This window comes from Curtobacterium sp. MCBA15_001 (assembly GCF_001864835.1).
Classification (GTDB): Bacteria; Actinomycetota; Actinomycetes; order Actinomycetales; family Microbacteriaceae; genus Curtobacterium.
Window position 1 is genome coordinate 44719 of sequence record NZ_MJGI01000027.1, and the last position, 17926, is coordinate 62644.

A 17926-nucleotide genomic window follows, 5' to 3' on the forward strand; every position below is an offset into this window, starting at 1 on the left:
ACGCTACCCGCGCCTGGCGTTAGCCGAACAGGATGGCGGCCTCGTCGAACCGCGACTGCGGCACCGTCTTCAGCTCGCCCAGCGCATCCTCGAACGAGACGTGCACGATCTCCGTTCCCCGGAGCGCGACCATGCGCCCCCAGCGTTCCTCGACCACCGAGTCGACGGCGGCCAGCCCGAGCCGGGTCGACAGCACCCGGTCGTAGGCCGTCGGCGTGCCGCCGCGCTGGATGTGACCGAGTGTGGTCGCACGGGTCTCGATGCCCGTCATCTCCTCGATCAGCGGTGCCAGGCGCTCGCCGATCCCGCCGAGCCGCGGCCGGCCGAACGCGTCGAGCCCGCGCTCGGAGTGCGCGTTGTCCTCGTGGTCGGGGACGAAGCCCTCGGCGACGACGACGAGCGGCGCCCGCCCACGGTCGTAGGCCGACCGCACCCACGACGCGATCTGCTCGAGCGACGTCTTCTGCTCCGGGATCAGGATCGCGTGCGCGCCCGCGGCCATGCCGGACTGCAGCGCGATCCACCCCACGTGCCGGCCCATCACCTCGGCCACCATGCAGCGGGAGTGCGACTCACCGGTGGTGCGCAGGCGGTCCATCGCCTCGGTCGCGATCTCGACGGCGGTGTCGAAGCCGAACGTGTAGTCGGTGGCGCCGAGGTCGTTGTCGACGGTCTTCGGCACGCCGACGATCTTCAGGCCCGCGTCCGTCAGGCGCTTGGCGGCGGCCAGGGTGCCCTCGCCACCGATCGCGATCACGGCGTCGATGCCGTGACGCTCGAGCACGCGCTGGATGTTCTCCACGCCGCCCTTCTCGCCCTCGAACGGGTTCGTGCGGCTGGTGCCGAGGATGGTGCCGCCCTGCTTGGCGATGCCCTGGATGTCCTTGCGGCCGAGCGGGACGATGTCGCCCTCCACCACGCCGCGCCAGCCGTCCCGGAACCCGACGAACTCGTACCCGTGGATCGCGATGCCCTTGAGGACCGCGGCCCGGATGACTGCGTTGAGGCCGGGGCAGTCGCCGCCGGAGGTGAGGATGCCGATGCGCATGCCCCCATCTTGTCGGACGGTGGTTTCGCTTACCATCCCTGTCATGCCCCAGGTCCGTCTCGCCCCGCGTCCGTCAGGGGACGTCCGGCACGACACCGTGTGGCGTCCTGGAGGCCCGGTGGACGTCCGCGCGACGCTCCGGCCCCTGCAGCGCGGCTCCGGCGACCCCGCCTTCCGCGTGGTCGGGTCGGACGTGTGGCTCGCGCTGCGGACGCCGGAGGGCCCGGCGTCGGTGGCGGTCCGGCAGGCGGGCGACACGATCGCGATCTCGGCGTGGGGGGACGGCGCCGCGTGGGCCGTCCAGCACGGACCGGACCTGGTCGGCCGCGGCGACGACTGGTCCGACCTCGACGTCTCCGCGGACGCCTTCCTGCGGGACGCCCTGCACCGACAGCCCGGGCTCCGGCTGTGCCGCACGAACACGGTCGTGGCGATGCTCGTGCCGGCGATCCTCGAGCAGAAGGTCACCTCGCGCCAGGCGTGGGGGGCGTGGCGGTACCTGCTCCGCCGCTACGGCACCCCGGCCCCGGGCCCCGCGCCCGAGGGCATGATCGTCCCGCCGACCCCGGCGGAGTGGGCCCGCGTGCCGAGCTGGGAGTGGCACCGCGCCGGCATCGAACCGGGGCGGTCGGCCACCGTGATGCGGGCCGTCAAGGTCGCGCCGGCACTCGAACGGACCCTCACGCTCGGTCGTGGTGGCGCGGTGGTGTCCGCGCGACTGCAGTCCGTGCCCGGCATCGGGAAGTGGACAGCGGCCGAGACCGCACAGCGGGCGCACGGCGACCCGGACGCGCCGAGCGTCGGGGACTACCACGTCCCGGCACTGGTCGGGTGGGCGCTGACGGGTGGCCCGGTGGACGACGACGGCATGCTCGAGCTGCTCGAACCCTGGCGGGGGCACCGGGAGCGGATCGTCCGGTTGATCGGCGGCAGCGGGTTCCGCAAGCCGGCGTTCGGTCCCCGCATGACGATCCAGGACCACCGCGGGCACTGACACCCGTGCCGCAGCGCGGGCCTACAGGCCCGGGTCGGTCGGGCCGAGCGCGACCTGGACCCGGGCGCTGACGGACCGCAGCGTGTCTGCGTCGTCGGCCACGGGCCTCCAGAACAGCTGCTCGAGTGCCGCGGTGTGCGCGCGGATGCCGGCGAGCACCGCACGCCGACCGTCGGTGGTCATCACGACCCAGCTGCCGCGGCCGTCGGTCGGGCAGTCAGCCCGCGCGACGAGTCCCCGCGACACCATCCGGGTGACCTGGTGGCTGACGCGGGACTTCTCCCAGCCGATGCCCGCCGCGACGTCGCGGACGCGCAGCCGGTGGTCGGGCTGCCGGTGCAGGCCGATCAGGATCTCGAACTCCGGGATCGAGATGCCCGCCCCCTGCTGCACGGCGTGGTCGAGGGCGCGGTCGAGGCGCCGCCAGACGTCGTGGTAGGCGTCCCACGTCGCCCAGTCGTGACGGTCAGCCCCCTGGTTCGGCATCCCCACAGCGTATCCATGCAGGACCCGGCGGGCGCGACGCTGACACCGCGCTGTCTCTTGGCGCACACTCGGCGCGCTCCGAGGTCGCGTCGGCGGCGCCGCCTACGATCAGAGCATGCCGAGCGCCCGCCTGAAGGACTGCACCGACGACGCCACCGCCCTCGTGCGCCGGTGGATCGCGGCGTCCGCGGGCGTCAAGCCCGACCCCGGTGCGGCACGCCTGGCCGAGGTCCTGCAGGACGACGCGGGGCTCGACTTCACGCTCGGGTTCATCGACCGCGTGATCCGGCCCGAGGACCCGCGTGTCGCTGCCCGGCACCTCGAACAGCTCAGCCAGGGCGTGCCGGACGCGCTCGCCTGGTACCTGCGCGGCGCCGTGTCCCTGGGCGGCGGCTTCGCCACGATGGCGCCGTGGGCCGTCATCCCCACCGCGCGGCGGATCCTGCGTCGGATGACCGGCCACCTGGTCGTCGACGCCGCGCCCACCAAGCTCGGGCCCGCACTCACGAAGCTCCGCGCCGACGGCACCCGGCTCGACGTCAGCCTGCTCGGCGGCCCCGTGCTCGGCAGCGCGGAGAGCGACCGGCGGCTGCAGGCGACGACCGAGCTGCTGGCACGCGACGACGTCGACCGCGTCTCGATCGCCGTCGGCACGGTCCTGCCACAGCCCGCGCCGTGGGCGTTCGACGCCACCGTCGCCCGCGCCGTCGACCGGCTGGTCCCGCTGTTCCGCCTGGCCGCCTCCGGACCGGAGCCCAAGACGATCACGCTCGACGTCGACGAGCACGGCGACCTCGACGTCAGCGTCGCCGTGTTCCGCACCCTGCTCGAACGCCCCGAGTTCCACGGCCTGCACGCCGGGATCGTCCTGCAGGCGTACCTGCCCGACAGCGCCGGGGCGCTCGAGTCCCTGACCCGGTGGGCACTGCAGCGCCGTGCGGCTGGCGGGGCACCGATCACCGTGCGCCTGGTGAAGGGCGCGCACCTCCCCGCCGAACGGGTCGACGCGGTCCTGCACGACTGGCCGCTCGCGACCTGGGGCAGCAAGCGCGAGACCGACACGGCGTACCTGCGCATGCTCGACGCCGCGCTCACGCCGGAGCGCACCGACGCGGTCCGGGTCGAGGTCGCCGGGCACAACCTGTTCGACCTGGCGACCGCGTGGGTGCTCGCGCAGCGCCGCGGGGTCACCGACGCGGTCCAGGTCGCGATGCTGCTCGGCATGACGGCGAAGCACCTCGATGCCGTCCGCACCGACGTCGGGCCCGTCGTGCTCGCCACCCCCGTCGTGCACCCGGACGACTTCCGCTCCGCCATCGGGTACCTGGTACGCCGCCTGCAGGAGCACGCCAGCACCGAGGGCTCCATGGCCGCCGCGTTCGCGATCGACGACGACCCGGCCGTCTTCGACCTGCAGCACGCCCGCTGGCTCGCCGCCGTCGACGCGCTCGACACACCGGTCCCGGCGACCAACCGCACGCAGGACCGTCGGCTGTCCCCGGGAGACCCGATCCCGCGCGACGCGTTCCGGAACGCCCCGGTCACCGATCCCACGACCCCGGCCAACCGCGAGTGGGCGGCGGACGTGCTCCGGCGTGTGCCCCGCTCGCAGCTCGGCGCACAGACCGTGCGCGGGTCGCGGGTCCTCGACCGGACCAAGCTCGAGCGGATCGTCCGCAGCACCGCCCAGGCCGGACTCAACTGGGGACGCCAGGACCCGGTCGACCGGGCCGAGCTCCTCGAGCTCATCGGCCACGAGCTCGAGGCGCGCCGTGCCGACCTGGTCGAGGTCGCCGTCGCCGAGACGGGCACCACCCTCGCCGAGGCCGATGCCGACGTCAGCCGCGCCGTCGACCTCGCGCACCATGCCGCCGACCGTGCGCGGCACCTCGTCGACGTCACCGGTGCGACCTTCGTGCCGCCGCGGCTGACCGTCGTCGTGCCGCCGTGGACCGAGCCCGTGTCCGGTCCGGCGAGCGGCGTCCTGGCGGCGCTCGCCGCGGGCAGCGGGGTGCTCCTCAAGCCCGCACCCCAGGCCAGGCGGTCGGCCGCCGTGGTCGCGGACGTGCTCCGGGACGCCGGGGTCCCGCACTCCCTGCTCCAGCTCGTCGACCTGGACGAGGACGTCCTCGGCCGGCAGCTCATCGCCCACGCCGCCGTCGACCGGATCCTGTTCGCAGGCGCTGCCGACACCGCACGCTCCTTCACGTGGTGGCGTGCGGGCCTGCCCCTGACCGCCGCGACCGGCGGCACGAACGCCATCGTCGTGACGCCCTCGGCCGACGTCGACCTGGCCGTCCACGACGTCGTGCGCTCGGCGTTCGCGCAGGCCGGGCAACGCCCCGACGCGACCTCGCTCGTGGTGCTCGTCGGGTCCCTGGCCGACAGCGAGCGCTTCCGGCAGCAGTTGGTCGACGCGACCCGGACGATCCGTGTGGCGTGGCCGGACGACCCGACCGCGCAGATGGGCCCGCTCGTCGCCGAACCGACGGGTCCGCTCCTCGCCGCGCTCACCGAGCTCGCCCCGGGGGAGTCCTGGCTCGTGCAGCCCGTCCCGCTCGACGACTCCGGACGCCTGTGGTCCCCGGGGATCCGCGACGGTGTCCGTCCGGGCAGCGAGCACCACCGGACCGACCGCGCCGTGCCGGTGCTCGGCATCATGCACGCCGAGACCCTGGACGACGCGATCGCGATCCAGAACGGCACCGACCACGGCCTGGTGGCGGGCATCCACTCGCTCGACACGGACGAGGTCGGCGAGTGGCTCCAGCGCGTCCGCGCCGGCAGCCTCGTCGTCAACCGCGGTACGACCGGCGCGGTCGTCGGACGCAGCCCCGTCGGCGGGTGGAAGCGGTCCGCGGTCGGGACCGGCACGAAGCCCGACGGGTCCATGTCCGTCGCGACCCTCGGCCGGTGGGAGCCGGTGACCCGCAAGGTCCACCGCAGCATCCAGCTGCACGGGTTGTCCCAGCGCGTGACCGCGGTGATCGAGGCTGCCCGCAGTGGTCTGTCCTTCGAGGAGTTCGACCAGGTCCGCGCCGGGGCCACCAGCGACGTGCAGGCCCGGGCGGACGAGTTCGGGCGCTCGCGCGACCCCGCCGGGCTGGTCCTCGAGCGGAACGTGCTGCGCTGGCGGCCGCAGTCGGTCATCCTGCGGCAGGCCCAGGACGCATCGAGCGGCGACCTCGTCCGCGCGCTCGTCGCCGCCACGGCCAGTCGTGCGCACCTGCTGCTCAGCACCTCGCGCCCGCTGCCCGGTCCCCTGACGCAGCTGCTCGCCGCAGGGCGGTCCCCGCTCGACGTCGTCGACCACCTGGTCGAGTCGGACGACGAGTTCCTGCGTCGAGCAGCGTCGGGGGCGCTCTTCCAGGAGAACTGGTCGAACCCGACCGACGAGCCCGAGGACGCCCTCGATGCCGTGCTGTCCCAGGGGCAGGACCGGCCGCGGCACACGGTGTTCGGCGGACCCGGGGCCCGGATCCGGCTCCTCGGGGGCGACCCCCTGGCGCTCGAGGAAGCGCTCGGCGCGAGCATCGACGTCGCGGTCTTCGCGGCACCGGTGGTCGAGGCCGGGCTGATCGAGATGCTGCCCTACCTGCGCGAGCAGACGGTGTCGATCACCGCGCACCGGTTCGGCGAACCCGACGCCGACTTCACCGACCTGCGCGTCTGAGGAGTGCTCGCAGCCCGTCGGCCTCGGCGGGCCGGCCGTCCCAGCGCGCGGCCAGTTCGTAGGCGGCCAGTGCCGTCTCCGGGCCGAGGGGGCCGGCGCACAGGGCGGCGACCTCGTCGGCGCGCGCGTCCCAGGCGGTGGGGAGCCGGTGGTGGACGGTGCCCGTGGCGGCGTCGGCCGTGCGCATGGAGGTGACCAGGGCCTCCCGTGCGACCCCCAGGACCAGGTGGAGGCCGACCAGCCGATTGCCCCGCCCGAGCCGGAGCATCGCGAGCGCCGCGTCGAACCGCACCGCCAGGTCCACCGGGGCCGGTGGGAGCACCATCGGGGCACCGTCGAGCGCCAGGTCCACGAAGAGGCCGTCGTCGGTCAGCAGTCGGAGCTGCGCGCCGTCGTCGGCCTGCTGCCACGCCCAGAGCCGCGTACCCAGCAGCTCCTCGACGTCGAGCGGACCGCGGGCGACCACGCGGACGTCGAGGTCACTCCAGACGTCGACCTCGCCCGTGACGACGGACCCGTACGGCTCCGCCGCGAGCACCGTCGGCCAGTCGCGGATGCGGTCGAGCAGTGTGGTCCGCCAGTCGGTCATGCCCCACCCTCTCAGCCGTCCGTGAGGATCGTGCAGTTCGGTGACGGGATGCACGCAGACCGTACCCTCGTCGCCGACGGCCTCCGCAACGCCCGTGACCTCGGCGGGCTGCCGCGCCGTGGCGGCGGGACGACCCCACGGGGACGCTTCTTCCGCTCCGAGTCCGTCGACCGCCTCACCGAGCGGGGATGGGAGACGATCCGCGGAGCCGGCATCCGGACCGTCGTCGACCTGCGGACCCCGTCCGAGCGTGCCGAGGACACGCATCCGCGGCCGGCGTGGGTCACGACGGTGGCGGTCGACCACGACGACCTGGCGGACACGGCGTTCTGGGACGACTTCTGGGCGAACGGCCTGGTCGGGACGCCGTTGTACTACGGGCCGCACCTGGAACGGAAGGCCGAGCGCACCGGTGCGGCGCTCCGGGCGCTGGCCCGGGCCGAGCCCGGCGGGGTGCTGTTCCACTGCGCGGCCGGGCGGGACCGGACGGGCATCGTCGCCCTCGCGGTGCTGACCCTGGCCGACGTCGAGCCCCAGGCCGTGGTCGCGGACTACCTGGTCACCATGGCCGCAGACCCGCTCGGTCAGGACCCCCGCACCGAGGCGCTCTGCGCGGACCACGGCACCACGGTCGCCGACGCGTTCCGCGCCGTCGTCGCCGGCTTCGACGTGGACCGGTTCGTCGCCGGGTCTGGTCTCAGCTCGGCCGACCTGGAGGCCCTCCGCACCTTCCGCAGTCCGCCCGCGTGATCCGCGGCGTCAGTCCTCGGTGTCGCCGCCTTCTTCGTCCTCGACGCCGGTCTCGTCCATCCGGTCGCGCAGGTGGTCCGCCATCGACGCTGCGCCTTCGTGCCCGTGGTCGTGGTTGACCTGCTCGATCAGGCCCGAGAGCTTCTCGTGGTTCGTGGCCTCGGTGGCGCCGTCCATGACGGGCTCGGTCTGCTGTTCGTCGTTGCTCATGTCCCGGACGCTACGCGGCGACCTGGGAAGCGGGTGGAGCGCTGGCCGTTTGGCGCCCGAAGTGGGGTACCGACCTGTCTGTCCCCCTAAGTGCGGACCGACTAGAGTCGACATCAGCGAGCCACCCCGATCGGTGGGACCCCTGCCCACCGAGGCTCGCCAGAGCGTCGACGCTCCGGCTCTTGAGCGTCCCTGTGCTCGAGCCGGAGCGCGACCGCCACCCCGAGGTACCGCTCAGCGTCGTCCCGCTCGCCGTCCGGTCCCCACCGCGACGATCTCCGCCACGGCCAGCACGACGGCGATCACGAGCTGTCGCCCGGCCACGCGACGCCACGGCGCCGGCGCGAGCAGCAGCGGCAGCATCGTCGCCCCGTGCAGCACGTCCACGGCGGCCCCGACGGTGTGCGCGTTGCCCGACCCGACCCGAGCGGTGATGCCGGCCTGCGCGACCTGGCGCAGTCCGACCACGCGGTGGAACGTGGCCGTCGACCGGTCCGATCCCGCACGGATGACGTGCACGGCACCGATCACAGCACGCACACCCTCCACCACGGTGGTCGCGCCGTGAGCGTCGCTGCGGCGGCTCATCGCTTCCGCACCCCGGTCAGGACCGCTGCGCCGACGATGCCGAGCGTCGCGCCGATGATCCCGTTGCCCAACCGACGGTGCTCCACCCACCAGGTCTGCGGTGACCAGGCGTGCGCCGAGTCGTCGAAGATGCCGTGCGCGCCGTGGTCGCCCTCGACCGGCTCGTACAGGTTGGTCGGCAGCATCTGACCGTCCTTGTCGGCTGCCTGCTGCCCGGACACCAGGGTCTTCGCCGCGTACCAGTCCGCGAACCTGGCGCTGATCCGGTTGCCCAGGATCGTGTACACCGTCGACTCGCCGACCCACGTCCGACGTCGGGGGTGCTCGGCGGTGGCGGCGATCGCCCGGGCACCGACCTCCGGCTGGTAGATCGGCGCGACGGGCTGCGGGTGGTGCGGCAGCTTCGACTTCACCCAGTTGAACTGGATCGTGTTGAGCGCAGGCATGTCCACGCGGGACACCTGCACCTTGCTGCCCTGGTCGATCAGCTCGGAGACGATCGACTCGGTGAACCCGACGATCGCGTGCTTCGCGCCGCAGTAGGCCGACTGCAACGGGATGCCGCGGAAGCCGAGGGCCGATCCCACCTGGATCACGTGGCCCCGGTCGCGTGGGACCATCCGCGACAGCGCCGCCCGGGTGCCGTTGACGCAGCCGAGGTAGGTCACGTGCAGGGCCCGCTCGAAGTCGTCGGGGTCGGTGTCGAGGAAGCGGCTGAACACCCCGACCATCACGTCGTTCACCCACAGGTCGATCGGTCCGAGTTCCGCCTCGACCCGGTCTGCGGCGGCCTCGACGGCGTGCCGGTCCGCGACGTCGACCGACACCGCGAGGCTCCGCCGTCCCGCTGCGACGACCTCGGCGGCTGCGGCGTCGATGCCCTGCTGCCCACGGGCGAGCACGGCGACGTCCCAGCCCCGCGCGGCGAGTTCGCGCACCGTCGCCCGTCCGAGTCCCGCTGAACCACCGGTCACCACTGCCACACGTGTCATGGTCCCCTTGTACTGGTCGTGCCCCGGAGCCGACCCAGCCGCAGCGCCCGGCGGACGCTGCGCCGACCCACCGCGTCAGCGCCGACCGGCCCCGAACCGGGTCGTCACACCGGGGGAGTACAGCACCGAGTCCGGCTCCAGGTCCGTGAGCGCGAACGGCAGCCCCGCCGCACCGATCAGGTCGTCCCGCAGCGACACGAGCGACCCGCGGTGCAGTGCCCACGGCTCGTGCTCGTTCGGCCAGAACCGCGTCGCGCCGAACGTGTGCACGTGCATGCCCCACCGCGCGGTCAGGAACGTCTCGAGCGCGGTGGGCTCCGTGACCTCGGGCCCGATCCGCACGTCGAAGGCCGACCGCAGGTGCGTCCCGTGCCGTCGCATGGCGTAGCCGACCCGACCGTCGCCCGTGCGTGTCGCAGCGTCTGCCCACCAGTACGGCAGCCCGGTCGCCGCGCGCGCCCCGAGGGTCGGCAGCAGCTTGCCCGCGTCGAGGGACAGGAACACGACCCCGCGGCGCCCCTGGTCGTCGCGTGTGTAGACCCGCACGTTCACCTCGACGAAGTCGCCGATGCGTCCGGTCCGGCCGAGCGGCCCGAGCGGTGGGAAGCGCGTGTCGGTGAACCGGAAGCCGATGAGTCCGACCCACGTGGTCACCCCGTCGTCGGAGCCGTCGAGCGCCATGGTGTCCGGCCGGGTCCCGACCGGCAGCAGCGGCGCGACCGCGGACAGGTCGACCCGCCAGTGCACGAAGACCACGTCGAGCCAGTCCTGGGAGATCCACGGCCGGCCGGGCAGGTCCGGTGCCGTCGACGACACAGCCGGGAGGCCCGGCTCGGCCCCGCCGACCCGTCCGGCGGTCACGAGTCGGTCCGGTCGTCGATGTGGCCGGCGACGGGTGCGTCGTCCCACCCTTGCTGCGGGGTGTCGCAGGTCCCGCGGAAGACGTACTGCGACGGGCGCTTCCGTTCGCTCGAGGTCCAGTCGATCGCCGGACGTCGGCGTTCGGGCGGCAGGTACCCGAGCCGGTAGACGGCCATCAGCTCGAGCTCCGGGGGCACGCGCAGCAGCTCCTGGATCTCCTCCCACGCGCCGGGCGTCTCCATCGGGAAGGACACGAACTGGATGCCGAGGCCGAGCTCGGTCGTCGCGAGCCAGATGTTCTCCATCGCCGCGCCCATGCTGAACACCGAGTAGAAGCCCGACAGCTGCTCCTTCCGGTACTCGTGCCGGTCGAGCATCACCCCGAGCAGCAGCGGCGACCCCGCGACCAGCTTCCGGTTCTCCTCGCCGAGGGTCTGCGGCACCCGGAGCGTGTTCATCAGCAGCTGCCCGCGCTTGGTGAAGACCTGCTTCGTGAAGGGCTTCAGCGGTCCGGGGAGCTTGTCGAACAGCATGCCGTCGCGCCGCTCGTCCATCTCGGCCTGACTGAAGCGGAAGTACGGCTTGTAGCGCTGGAAGAACGTGCCCTCGGCCATCGTGCGGGTCATCGAGCGGCCGCTGATCTCGGCGACCCGGTCGATCGTCGGCCGTTCCTCGACCAGGACGAAGCGCCACGGTTGGCTGTTGAGCTGCGACGGTGCGCGGCCGGCCAGTTCGACGAGCAGCCGCTGGTGCTCCTGGGACACGGGGTCGGGCAGGAAGGCGCCGTTCGTCGTCCGTCGCCGTCGGATGGCCTCGAAGAGCTCCACGCAGTTCCTCCCTGACGTCAGCGCCGCGCGAGCAGCGCCCCCAGGTAGGACGGTGCGGCGGCGACCGCGACCTTCCAGTGTGCTCTCGCTCGGGGGTCGGTGCGCGGGGCGACCGCGAGCGGCACGAGAGCCGGCAGCAGGAACAACGCCGACCGGTCTCGTGTCCACAGCGGGGTCGTGGCCGCGACGCCGGTCAAGGTGGCCGTCACGACGAACAGTCCGTGGTGGACGACCCGGAGCTTCCTCGTCCGGATCAGCCGGACGGCGACGGCCGTGCCCCAGAGGCAGTTCGCGACGTAGGCGACGCTCGCAGCCGTGACCAGACGCCGGGCGGGACGCGATCCCGTGGGAGCCGCACCGGGCCTCCTGGCCGTCCTGGGTCCCATGGACTCAGCCTAGGCGGAGTGCTTTCCGGACGGCAGAGTCGTCGTCGAGCCGTGGAGCAGCACCTTGCCATCGGTCGAGAGTGGGATCAGCCCGAAGAGGTTGACGACCAGCAGCACCGAAGCGGTGTACTGGGAGACGACATCTCCAGGGCGAAGCGTCCAGTACGCAACGGCGAAGACCGCCCCTGCGACGGGACCAGCGGAGGCGATCAGTCGAGCGCGATACCCGCAGACCGCGGGATGGAGCACCGCGACGACGCGAGACGAACAGATGACCGCACCACGTCCAGGTCCGACGAGCACTCGGACCGCCACCAGGTGTGCTGTCTCGTGCACGCCGACACAGAAGAGCATCGCAACAGGAGCAGCGACCGCCGCCCAGGTCGTCTCTGCCGATGCGCCGACCGCCAAGAAAGAAACACCGAGTGCCCCGGACATGACTGCGGTCGCTAGGCCCCACACCGATGCGAGTGCTCGGAACGCCGCAGTGGCAACGGCTAGCCGTCTGTCGCTGGGGACGACTCGACGGCGAGCGCTGCCGAGTACGTGGATGGCGCGTGCCGCTGCGACATCTTCGACACCGGACTCTGCGATGGTGTTCCTCCGGTGCCGCGCTGGGGCATGTGCGAGCCCGTTCTGGAGGAGGACTGCGCTGATCTCGTACACGCTGCCTTGGACGACCGCATCGAAACCGGTGGGAAGGTCAACGAGCTGATGTCCCGCGGCGACCTGACGTATGACGACACCTTCGTGGGGGCGGAGCGGCCTCAAGAGAGAACGGATGTCATCCTCCGATGCCGAACAGCGAACGGCGAGACTGTCATCAGGAGCAGACCAAGCAACACAGAGACAGCCGCTCCCAGTGGAGGCGGAGCGGAGTCGTCCACGAGCACGCTCGGGAATGCAGTGAGCGCAGCCGTCAGGATCGCCGCGAGCACACCTGCACCGGGGAGGTCGAGATCGCTCGGGAAGGCAACTCCAGCGAGGACGGCGGAGCAGAGGCACAGCCACACCGCTGGCAGGATCAGCAACCAGGTCGGAGAATCGAAGATCGGCGTCCCGATGAAGACGGACGCAGCCGCGATGGCCACGACGACGCCGGCGGCGACCATTGCGACGACGCTTGTCGTGTTCCACGGGTCGGAGCGGATCGAGATCACGAGCGATCGACGCCACAGAGTCCTCCTGTCGGTGGAGTAGAGGGGAAGGAGGAGGGCTGCTGGTGTTCCGATGACAGCAATCTGGAACAGCAGGCCCTGGATGTCGGGCTCAGCGATGATCGCCACGCCGACGCGGGTCCCGATCAACAGCGCTGCGACGATCACGAGCGACGAGGTCATCATCGGGTCCCTGAGAGCAAGCAACGCCGCCGTGCTCCCACGGTGTGAGCTGACGAACCGCGGGAGCCGGCGCGCGAAGCCTGCCGTTTCGGGGGGTCCTGAGGCGCGCGTGGTCTTCACGACTGCCAGAAGCAGCCCGACAGCAACGAGTGTGACGACGAGCGCCGCAACAGTCGCGGTGACGAAGCGGAGCGGTCCAGCCCCAGACAGCGACGCTACCCACGTCGAGGTCGTGAGAGTTCGGTAGGCGACGACTGCACCGCAGATCGTTGCGACGGCAGCGACGCTCGTGGCAGTCGCGTCACCCCGTCCCAGGGTGCTGGCGACTCGCCGGATGCCGTGGATCGACGCGGAGGCACCGCAGGAGGAGCCCACTCCGAGGATGATCGCGGCAGCCGTTGTGAACGCCGCGTCAGCACCACCGATCAGCGCTGTGCCAGAAGCGAGCAGGGGGGCAAGGACGACTGGGGCGAGAGTGCTCGAGACGATGACGGTCGGTGCGGCCATGGCGAAGGAACGTGCTCCTCGGCTGATCGGTGCACTCGCGAGCATCGTGTCCAACGACCGGATGCTCGGAGCAAGAACGGTCAGCACGCTGGTGATGCACGCACTGGCCAGCCCCGTCCCGAGGGCACTCTCGACGAGGACCTGCGTCCGGAGCGCCGACGGTATCCGGTCATCTCCCACTCCGGAGAACGCCGTCACCACCGCGAACACCAGCCAAGCGAGGACGAGTACGACGACACCGGACAGCACGGCATGTGTGCGCCAGCGTCTGCCCGTCACGCTTCGAGTCACGTCCCCCATCCAGACGGCCCCGACGAGCCGGCTGACCCGCACGACGTCACGCACGACGCCGAAGGCGGCGCGCACCTCGGAGGTGGTCGCCGACCAGCAAGACGACGAACAGCGATGCTGAAGCGCCAAGCCACCACACGATGATCCCGGCGCCGTCGAGACTCACGCTGGCGAGTTCTGATCCGGCTCCGGACACGACGCGGACGAGTCCTGGCAGCGCGATGTCCACGCCCCGGGACGTCGACGCGATCAACGCCACAGCAGCGGCGACGAACAGCAGGACGGGTGCAACCACCATCGCGGACGAAGCCGTGATCAGGAGCTTGACGATGGACATGGTTGTTCCTTTCAGGTGGAGAGTGCGGCAGTGAGGTCGGCGTGGATCGAAGCTGTGTCCGAGACGCCGGTGAGACGGAGCATGACGTCTTCGAGGGAGGCAGCATCGGTTTCAGCGATGAGCTGCGCGGGTCGACCGTCGGCGACGATTCGCCCGTGATCGAGCAGGACGATTCGCTCGAACCAGTGTTCAGCAGCGAGGACGTCATGGGTGGCGACGAGCACGGCAGACCCGGTCTCACGCATTGCATCGACGAGCGCGCGGATGACGACCACAGCGTGTGGATCGAGCCCCCGGAATGGTTCGTCCATCACGATCATCGACGGTCGGTGTGCGACGGCCCCGACGATCTGGAGCTTCTTCTTCGTTCCGTGAGACATCTCACCGATGAACTTGTCGAGGTGCGTTGTCAGCGCGAGCCGCTCGACGATCGCGTTCCTCCACGGACGATGATCGCGACGACCGCGAAGTCGATCCAGGTGCTCGAGGTACTCGACGCCCGTCAGGGAAGACGGAATCGGAAGTTCGTCGGGGACGAATCCGATCTGCTGTTTCGCCTGGATTGACGAGTGCGTCAGGCCGTCTACCTCGAGGAGATCGGCGTCGATCTCATGGATCCCGACCAGGCCGTGAACCAGGGTCGACTTTCCACTTCCGTTGGGACCGAGGAGTGCGACGAGCTCTCCGGGCCCGACCTCGAGGTCAACCCCGGAGAGACCGCGCGTGCCGCTTCGGTACCTCTTCGAACAGTCCAGCGCGAGAAGGCGGGGATGCGTCACGGCCGTCGTGTCACTTGAAGCAGCTGAACTTGACGTTCGCGTTCAGAGGATTGTTCCAGCTGATGTTCACGATGGCACTGAATCCGCGGTAGCCATGGGAGATGCACGATGCCGTGAGGTAGGCAACGAGACCAAGCCCCAGAACGATCGCCGCGGCGACCACGATGATGAGGACCGGATTGTGACTGGACGCGACCCGATCGAGGACTCGATCACGTGCGCTCAAGGCCAGGATGTTCGCTTGGACCGGGATGGTCGAGACTGCAAGAGACATCAGCACTTCCTTCCGTATGCCGGGCAACGCCTCGGCACCGCCGATCCGAGGTGACCTCGGATGCCGGACCTCGTTGCCCGGCACGACCGAACGTAGCACCTGAGATTTCAGGTGTCACGCACCATCATCGATGTCGAATGAGCGTGGACGATCCGGAATGTCAGCCCCGTGGCTGGAGTCAGACGGACTCGCGCGAGACCAGGCGGGACAGCACGATCGCGGACCGGGTGTGGTCCACCTGCGGGGCCAACCGGACGCGGTCGAGGGCTTCTTCGAGCGCCGGCAGGTCCCGCGAGCGCATGTGCACGACGGCGTCGGCGCTGCCGGTGACGGTGCCGGCGTCGACCACCTCGGGCACGGCGTCGAGCAGCGACCGGAGTTCGTCGGGCGAGACCGTGCCGCGGCAGTACAGCTCGACCCATGCCTCGGTGCCCCGGTCCTCGACCGCGGGGTCGACCTTGATCGTGAAGCCGCGGATGACGCCGTCGGCCACCAGCCGGTCGACGCGACGCTTGACGGCCGAGGCCGAGAGTCCGACCACCGACCCGATGTCGCCGTAGCCGGCGCGGGCGTTGTCCCGGAGTCGATCCAGGATGCGGTGGTCGAGCGAATCCATTGCACCTGACTCTACGCGGAGTTCTTGCGAGGACGCCGCACCCGACGCACGAAACGTGCGCGCGTTCGCAGCCTGTCGGAGCGTCCTGCTCCCTAGACTGATCGCAGGCGTCGACCTGGTCCGCCTGACGAACACGGTGAGTGAGCCTGCATCTCACCGAGATCGCTCCGAGCGGTGGTTCCTGGCAGGCTCGGGCCCGAAGTCCCCAGGAGGACTCCAGTGTCGAACACGACCACAGCGCCCAGCGCAGCGACCCACGCGGCTCCCGTCCGCACCGCCACCAAGCGCACGATCCTGATGTGCAAGCCGGACTTCTACACGGTGAGCTACCGGATCAACCCGTGGATGCACCCCGAGGACCCGACCGACACGTCGAAGGCCGTCCGCCAGTGGCAGGACCTGTACGACGTGTACCAGGGCCTCGGCTACGAGATCCACCTCATCGACCCGATCGACGGCCTGCCCGACATGGTCTACGCGGCGAACGGCGGCTTCGTGCTCGACGGCATCGCGTACGGGGCGAAGTTCCAGTACCCGGAGCGCCAGCCCGAGGGCCCCGCGTACATGGACTGGTTCCGCCAGGCGGGCCTGCGGGTCGCCGAGCCCGTCGAGACGAACGAGGGCGAGGGTGACTTCCTGCTCGTCGGCGACGTCATCCTGGCCGGCACCGGGTTCCGGTCCGACAGCACCTCGCACGAGGAGATCGCGAAGGTCTACGGCCGCGACGTCATCACGCTCAAGCTCATCAACCCGAGCTTCTACCACCTCGACACCGCGATCGCCGTGCTCGACCCCGAGCCCGACGCCGAGGGCACGTCGAACATCGCGTACCTCGAGAGCGCGTTCGACGAGCCCTCGCTCGCGATCCTGCGCGAGCGCTTCCCCGACGCGATCATCGCGACCGAGGAGGACGCCGCGATCCTCGGGCTGAACTCGTACTCCGACGGCTACAACATCGTGATCGCCGCGCGGGCGACGACGTTCGCCTCGCAGCTGCGGGCGAAGGGCTACAACCCGATCGGCGTCGACCTGTCCGAGCTGCTGCTCGGCGGCGGCGGCGTGAAGTGCTGCACGCTCGACCTGCACCCCGTCGGCACCGGCACCTCCGTGGCACGGTCCTGATGCCCACCGTCGACACCGGCACCGCGACCGCGGCGGCGCTCGCCGTCGAGGACCGCTCCCTCGCCCACAACTACAGCCCGCTGCCCGTCGTCATCGCCTCGGGCTCCGGCGCCACCGTGACGGACGTGGACGGCAAGGAGTACCTCGACGGCCTCGCCGCGTACTCGGCCGTCAACTTCGGCCACGGCAACCCCCGGCTGCTCGACGCGGCCCGGGCGCAGCTCGACCGCGTCACGCTGACCAGCCGTGCGTTCGTGAACGACCGCCTCGGCCCGTTCGCGTCCGCGCTCGCCGAGCTCACCGGCACCGACATGGTCCTGCCGATGAACACCGGGGCGGAGGCGGTCGAGTCCGCGATCAAGGTCTCGCGCGCCTGGGGCTACCGCGTCAAGGGCGTGCCGGCCGAGCACGCGACGATCATCGTGGCGAGCGGCAACTTCCACGGTCGGACCACGACGATCATCTCCTTCTCGGACGACCCCTCCGCGCGTGATGACTTCGGTCCGTACACGCCGGGCTTCCGCACGGTGCCGTACGGCGACGCCGAGGCCCTGCGCGCGGCGATGGACGAAACCGTCGTCGCGGTGCTGCTCGAGCCGATCCAGGGCGAGGGCGGCGTGGTCATCCCGCCCGAGTCCTACCTGCCGTCCGTGCGGGCGATCTGCGACGAGTTCGGCGCGCTGTTCGTCGCCGACGAGATCCAGTCCGGGCTCGGTCGCACCGGGCACACCCTCGCGGTGTCGCGCGTCGGCGTCCGCCCGGACCTGATCACGCTCGGCAAGGCCCTCGGCGGCGGCATCGTGCCGGTGTCCGCGGTCGTCGGCTCCCGCGAGGTCCTCGGCGTCCTGCGTCCGGGCGAGCACGGCTCGACGTTCGGCGGCAACCCGCTCGCCGCAGCCGTCGGGTCCGAGGTCGTCGCGATGCTCGCCGAGGGCACGTTCCAGCAGCGGGCCCTCGACGGCGAACCGCTCCTGCGCGGGCTGCTCGAGGACCTGGTCGGGCACGGTGTCGTGGCGCACCGCGTCGCCGGACTGTGGGCCGGCATCGACATCGACCCCGCGATCGGGACCGGCAAGGAGATCGCGAAGGCGATGGCGGCACGCGGAGTCCTGGTCAAGGACACCCACGGGTCGACGATCCGCTTCGCGCCACCACTCGTCGTGACCGACGACGAGATCGCCATGGCGATCGGCGTGCTCGGCGAGGTCCTGCGCGACCGCAGCTGACGCAGCGGACCCGCACCGGGCCTCCCGGCC

General features: G+C 71.4%; 20 protein-coding genes. 5 read left to right on the forward strand and 15 right to left on the reverse strand.

Annotated elements, in window-relative coordinates:
* Positions 1 to 19: 19 nt before the first annotated feature.
* Positions 20 to 1048 (reverse strand): 6-phosphofructokinase, encoded by a 1029-nt coding sequence (locus BIU90_RS16160; RefSeq protein ID WP_071301267.1) that lies wholly within the window; start codon positions 1046 to 1048, stop codon positions 20 to 22.
* 43 nt (positions 1049 to 1091) lie between these two features.
* Here BIU90_RS16160 and BIU90_RS16165 point away from each other — a divergent pair, with 43 nt between their 5' ends.
* Positions 1092 to 2042: a DNA-3-methyladenine glycosylase gene (locus BIU90_RS16165; protein WP_071301268.1), complete on the forward strand. Its 951-nt coding sequence runs from the start codon at positions 1092 to 1094 to the stop codon at positions 2040 to 2042.
* 21 nt (positions 2043 to 2063) lie between these two features.
* Here the strand turns inward: BIU90_RS16165 and BIU90_RS16170 are convergent, their stop codons facing one another.
* Entirely contained in the window at positions 2064 to 2528 is a 465-nt protein-coding gene (locus BIU90_RS16170) for a MarR family winged helix-turn-helix transcriptional regulator (protein WP_071301269.1), read from the reverse strand.
* Positions 2529 to 2643: 115 nt separating this feature from the next.
* Here BIU90_RS16170 and BIU90_RS16175 point away from each other — a divergent pair, with 115 nt between their 5' ends.
* The gene (locus BIU90_RS16175) at positions 2644 to 6201 is read left to right on the forward strand and encodes a bifunctional proline dehydrogenase/L-glutamate gamma-semialdehyde dehydrogenase (protein WP_071301270.1); all 3558 of its coding nucleotides are present in this window, start codon (positions 2644 to 2646) and stop codon (positions 6199 to 6201) included.
* On the opposite strand, the gene BIU90_RS16180 is transcribed toward BIU90_RS16175, so the two are convergent.
* Positions 6182 to 6790 (reverse strand): hypothetical protein, encoded by a 609-nt coding sequence (locus tag BIU90_RS16180; protein WP_071301271.1) that lies wholly within the window; start codon positions 6788 to 6790, stop codon positions 6182 to 6184. The genes BIU90_RS16175 and BIU90_RS16180 overlap by 20 nt on opposite strands.
* 48 nt (positions 6791 to 6838) lie before the next feature.
* Here BIU90_RS16180 and BIU90_RS16185 point away from each other — a divergent pair, with 48 nt between their 5' ends.
* Positions 6839 to 7540 carry a tyrosine-protein phosphatase gene (locus BIU90_RS16185; RefSeq protein ID WP_071301498.1) on the forward strand — a complete coding sequence of 234 codons (702 nt, stop codon included), beginning with the start codon at positions 6839 to 6841 and terminating at the stop codon, positions 7538 to 7540.
* A gap of 9 nt (positions 7541 to 7549) precedes the next feature.
* Here BIU90_RS16185 and BIU90_RS16190 read toward each other — a convergent pair whose 3' ends face one another.
* The 12 genes from BIU90_RS16190 to BIU90_RS16240 all read right to left on the reverse strand — a co-directional run bounded on the left by BIU90_RS16190 (position 7550) and on the right by BIU90_RS16240 (position 15548).
* Complete coding sequence (locus BIU90_RS16190; RefSeq protein WP_071301272.1) at positions 7550 to 7750, reverse strand: hypothetical protein; 201 nt, start codon at positions 7748 to 7750, stop codon at positions 7550 to 7552.
* A 234-nt stretch (positions 7751 to 7984) separates the two neighbouring features.
* Positions 7985 to 8338, reverse strand: a complete 354-nt coding sequence (locus tag BIU90_RS16195) for a hypothetical protein (protein ID WP_071301273.1) — start codon at positions 8336 to 8338, stop codon at positions 7985 to 7987.
* On the reverse strand, positions 8335 to 9330 hold the full coding sequence (locus BIU90_RS16200; protein WP_071301274.1) for an SDR family oxidoreductase: 996 nt from the start codon (positions 9328 to 9330) through the stop codon (positions 8335 to 8337). The genes BIU90_RS16195 and BIU90_RS16200 overlap by 4 nt, the downstream gene beginning before the upstream one ends.
* Before the next feature lie 75 nt (positions 9331 to 9405).
* Complete coding sequence (locus BIU90_RS16205) at positions 9406 to 10191, reverse strand: YqjF family protein (protein WP_254787090.1); 786 nt, start codon at positions 10189 to 10191, stop codon at positions 9406 to 9408.
* On the reverse strand, positions 10188 to 11018 hold the full coding sequence (locus tag BIU90_RS16210) for a nitroreductase family protein (protein ID WP_071301275.1): 831 nt from the start codon (positions 11016 to 11018) through the stop codon (positions 10188 to 10190). The genes BIU90_RS16205 and BIU90_RS16210 overlap by 4 nt, the downstream gene beginning before the upstream one ends.
* A 17-nt stretch (positions 11019 to 11035) precedes the next feature.
* Complete coding sequence (locus BIU90_RS18435) at positions 11036 to 11404, reverse strand: hypothetical protein (protein WP_139195324.1); 369 nt, start codon at positions 11402 to 11404, stop codon at positions 11036 to 11038.
* Positions 11405 to 11413: 9 nt separating this feature from the next.
* Positions 11414 to 11842, reverse strand: coding sequence for a hypothetical protein (locus tag BIU90_RS18440; protein ID WP_139195325.1), 429 nt, complete (start codon positions 11840 to 11842; stop codon positions 11414 to 11416).
* Positions 11843 to 12171: 329 nt separating this feature from the next.
* On the reverse strand, positions 12172 to 13596 hold the full coding sequence (locus tag BIU90_RS16220; protein ID WP_139195326.1) for a hypothetical protein: 1425 nt from the start codon (positions 13594 to 13596) through the stop codon (positions 12172 to 12174).
* A complete protein-coding gene (locus BIU90_RS16225; protein WP_071301277.1) occupies positions 13589 to 13879 on the reverse strand; it encodes a hypothetical protein in 291 nt (96 codons plus the stop codon). The genes BIU90_RS16220 and BIU90_RS16225 overlap by 8 nt, the downstream gene beginning before the upstream one ends.
* An 11-nt stretch (positions 13880 to 13890) precedes the next feature.
* Complete coding sequence (locus tag BIU90_RS16230) at positions 13891 to 14658, reverse strand: ABC transporter ATP-binding protein (protein WP_071301278.1); 768 nt, start codon at positions 14656 to 14658, stop codon at positions 13891 to 13893.
* Between the two features lie 10 nt (positions 14659 to 14668).
* Entirely contained in the window at positions 14669 to 15016 is a 348-nt protein-coding gene (locus BIU90_RS16235) for a hypothetical protein (RefSeq protein ID WP_139195327.1), read from the reverse strand.
* A 94-nt stretch (positions 15017 to 15110) separates the two neighbouring features.
* On the reverse strand, positions 15111 to 15548 hold the full coding sequence (locus BIU90_RS16240) for an Lrp/AsnC family transcriptional regulator (protein WP_071301280.1): 438 nt from the start codon (positions 15546 to 15548) through the stop codon (positions 15111 to 15113).
* A 219-nt stretch (positions 15549 to 15767) separates the two neighbouring features.
* Between BIU90_RS16240 and ddaH the strand changes: the two genes are divergently transcribed.
* Positions 15768 to 16670, forward strand: coding sequence for a dimethylargininase (gene ddaH / locus BIU90_RS16245; RefSeq protein WP_071301281.1), 903 nt, complete (start codon positions 15768 to 15770; stop codon positions 16668 to 16670).
* Complete coding sequence (gene rocD / locus BIU90_RS16250) at positions 16670 to 17896, forward strand: ornithine--oxo-acid transaminase (protein ID WP_071301282.1); 1227 nt, start codon at positions 16670 to 16672, stop codon at positions 17894 to 17896. Before ddaH ends, rocD begins: the two co-directional genes overlap by 1 nt.
* Positions 17897 to 17926 lie beyond the last annotated feature (30 nt).

Coding starts and splice junctions, on each gene's coding strand:
- rocD (WP_071301282.1), top strand. CDS start 16,670: ATGCCCACCGTCGACACCGGCACCGCGACCGCGGCGGCGCTCGCCGTC.
- BIU90_RS16240 (WP_071301280.1), bottom strand. CDS start 15,548: ATGGATTCGCTCGACCACCGCATCCTGGATCGACTCCGGGACAACGCC.
- BIU90_RS16170 (WP_071301269.1), bottom strand. CDS start 2,528: ATGCCGAACCAGGGGGCTGACCGTCACGACTGGGCGACGTGGGACGCC.
- BIU90_RS16195 (WP_071301273.1), bottom strand. CDS start 8,338: ATGAGCCGCCGCAGCGACGCTCACGGCGCGACCACCGTGGTGGAGGGT.
- BIU90_RS16200 (WP_071301274.1), bottom strand. CDS start 9,330: ATGACACGTGTGGCAGTGGTGACCGGTGGTTCAGCGGGACTCGGACGG.
- BIU90_RS18440 (WP_139195325.1), bottom strand. CDS start 11,842: ATGTCCGGGGCACTCGGTGTTTCTTTCTTGGCGGTCGGCGCATCGGCA.
- BIU90_RS16165 (WP_071301268.1), top strand. CDS start 1,092: ATGCCCCAGGTCCGTCTCGCCCCGCGTCCGTCAGGGGACGTCCGGCAC.
- BIU90_RS16185 (WP_071301498.1), top strand. CDS start 6,839: ATGCACGCAGACCGTACCCTCGTCGCCGACGGCCTCCGCAACGCCCGT.
- BIU90_RS18435 (WP_139195324.1), bottom strand. CDS start 11,404: ATGGGACCCAGGACGGCCAGGAGGCCCGGTGCGGCTCCCACGGGATCG.
- BIU90_RS16160 (WP_071301267.1), bottom strand. CDS start 1,048: ATGCGCATCGGCATCCTCACCTCCGGCGGCGACTGCCCCGGCCTCAAC.
- BIU90_RS16225 (WP_071301277.1), bottom strand. CDS start 13,879: ATGTCCATCGTCAAGCTCCTGATCACGGCTTCGTCCGCGATGGTGGTT.
- BIU90_RS16175 (WP_071301270.1), top strand. CDS start 2,644: ATGCCGAGCGCCCGCCTGAAGGACTGCACCGACGACGCCACCGCCCTC.
- BIU90_RS16190 (WP_071301272.1), bottom strand. CDS start 7,750: ATGAGCAACGACGAACAGCAGACCGAGCCCGTCATGGACGGCGCCACC.
- BIU90_RS16180 (WP_071301271.1), bottom strand. CDS start 6,790: ATGACCGACTGGCGGACCACACTGCTCGACCGCATCCGCGACTGGCCG.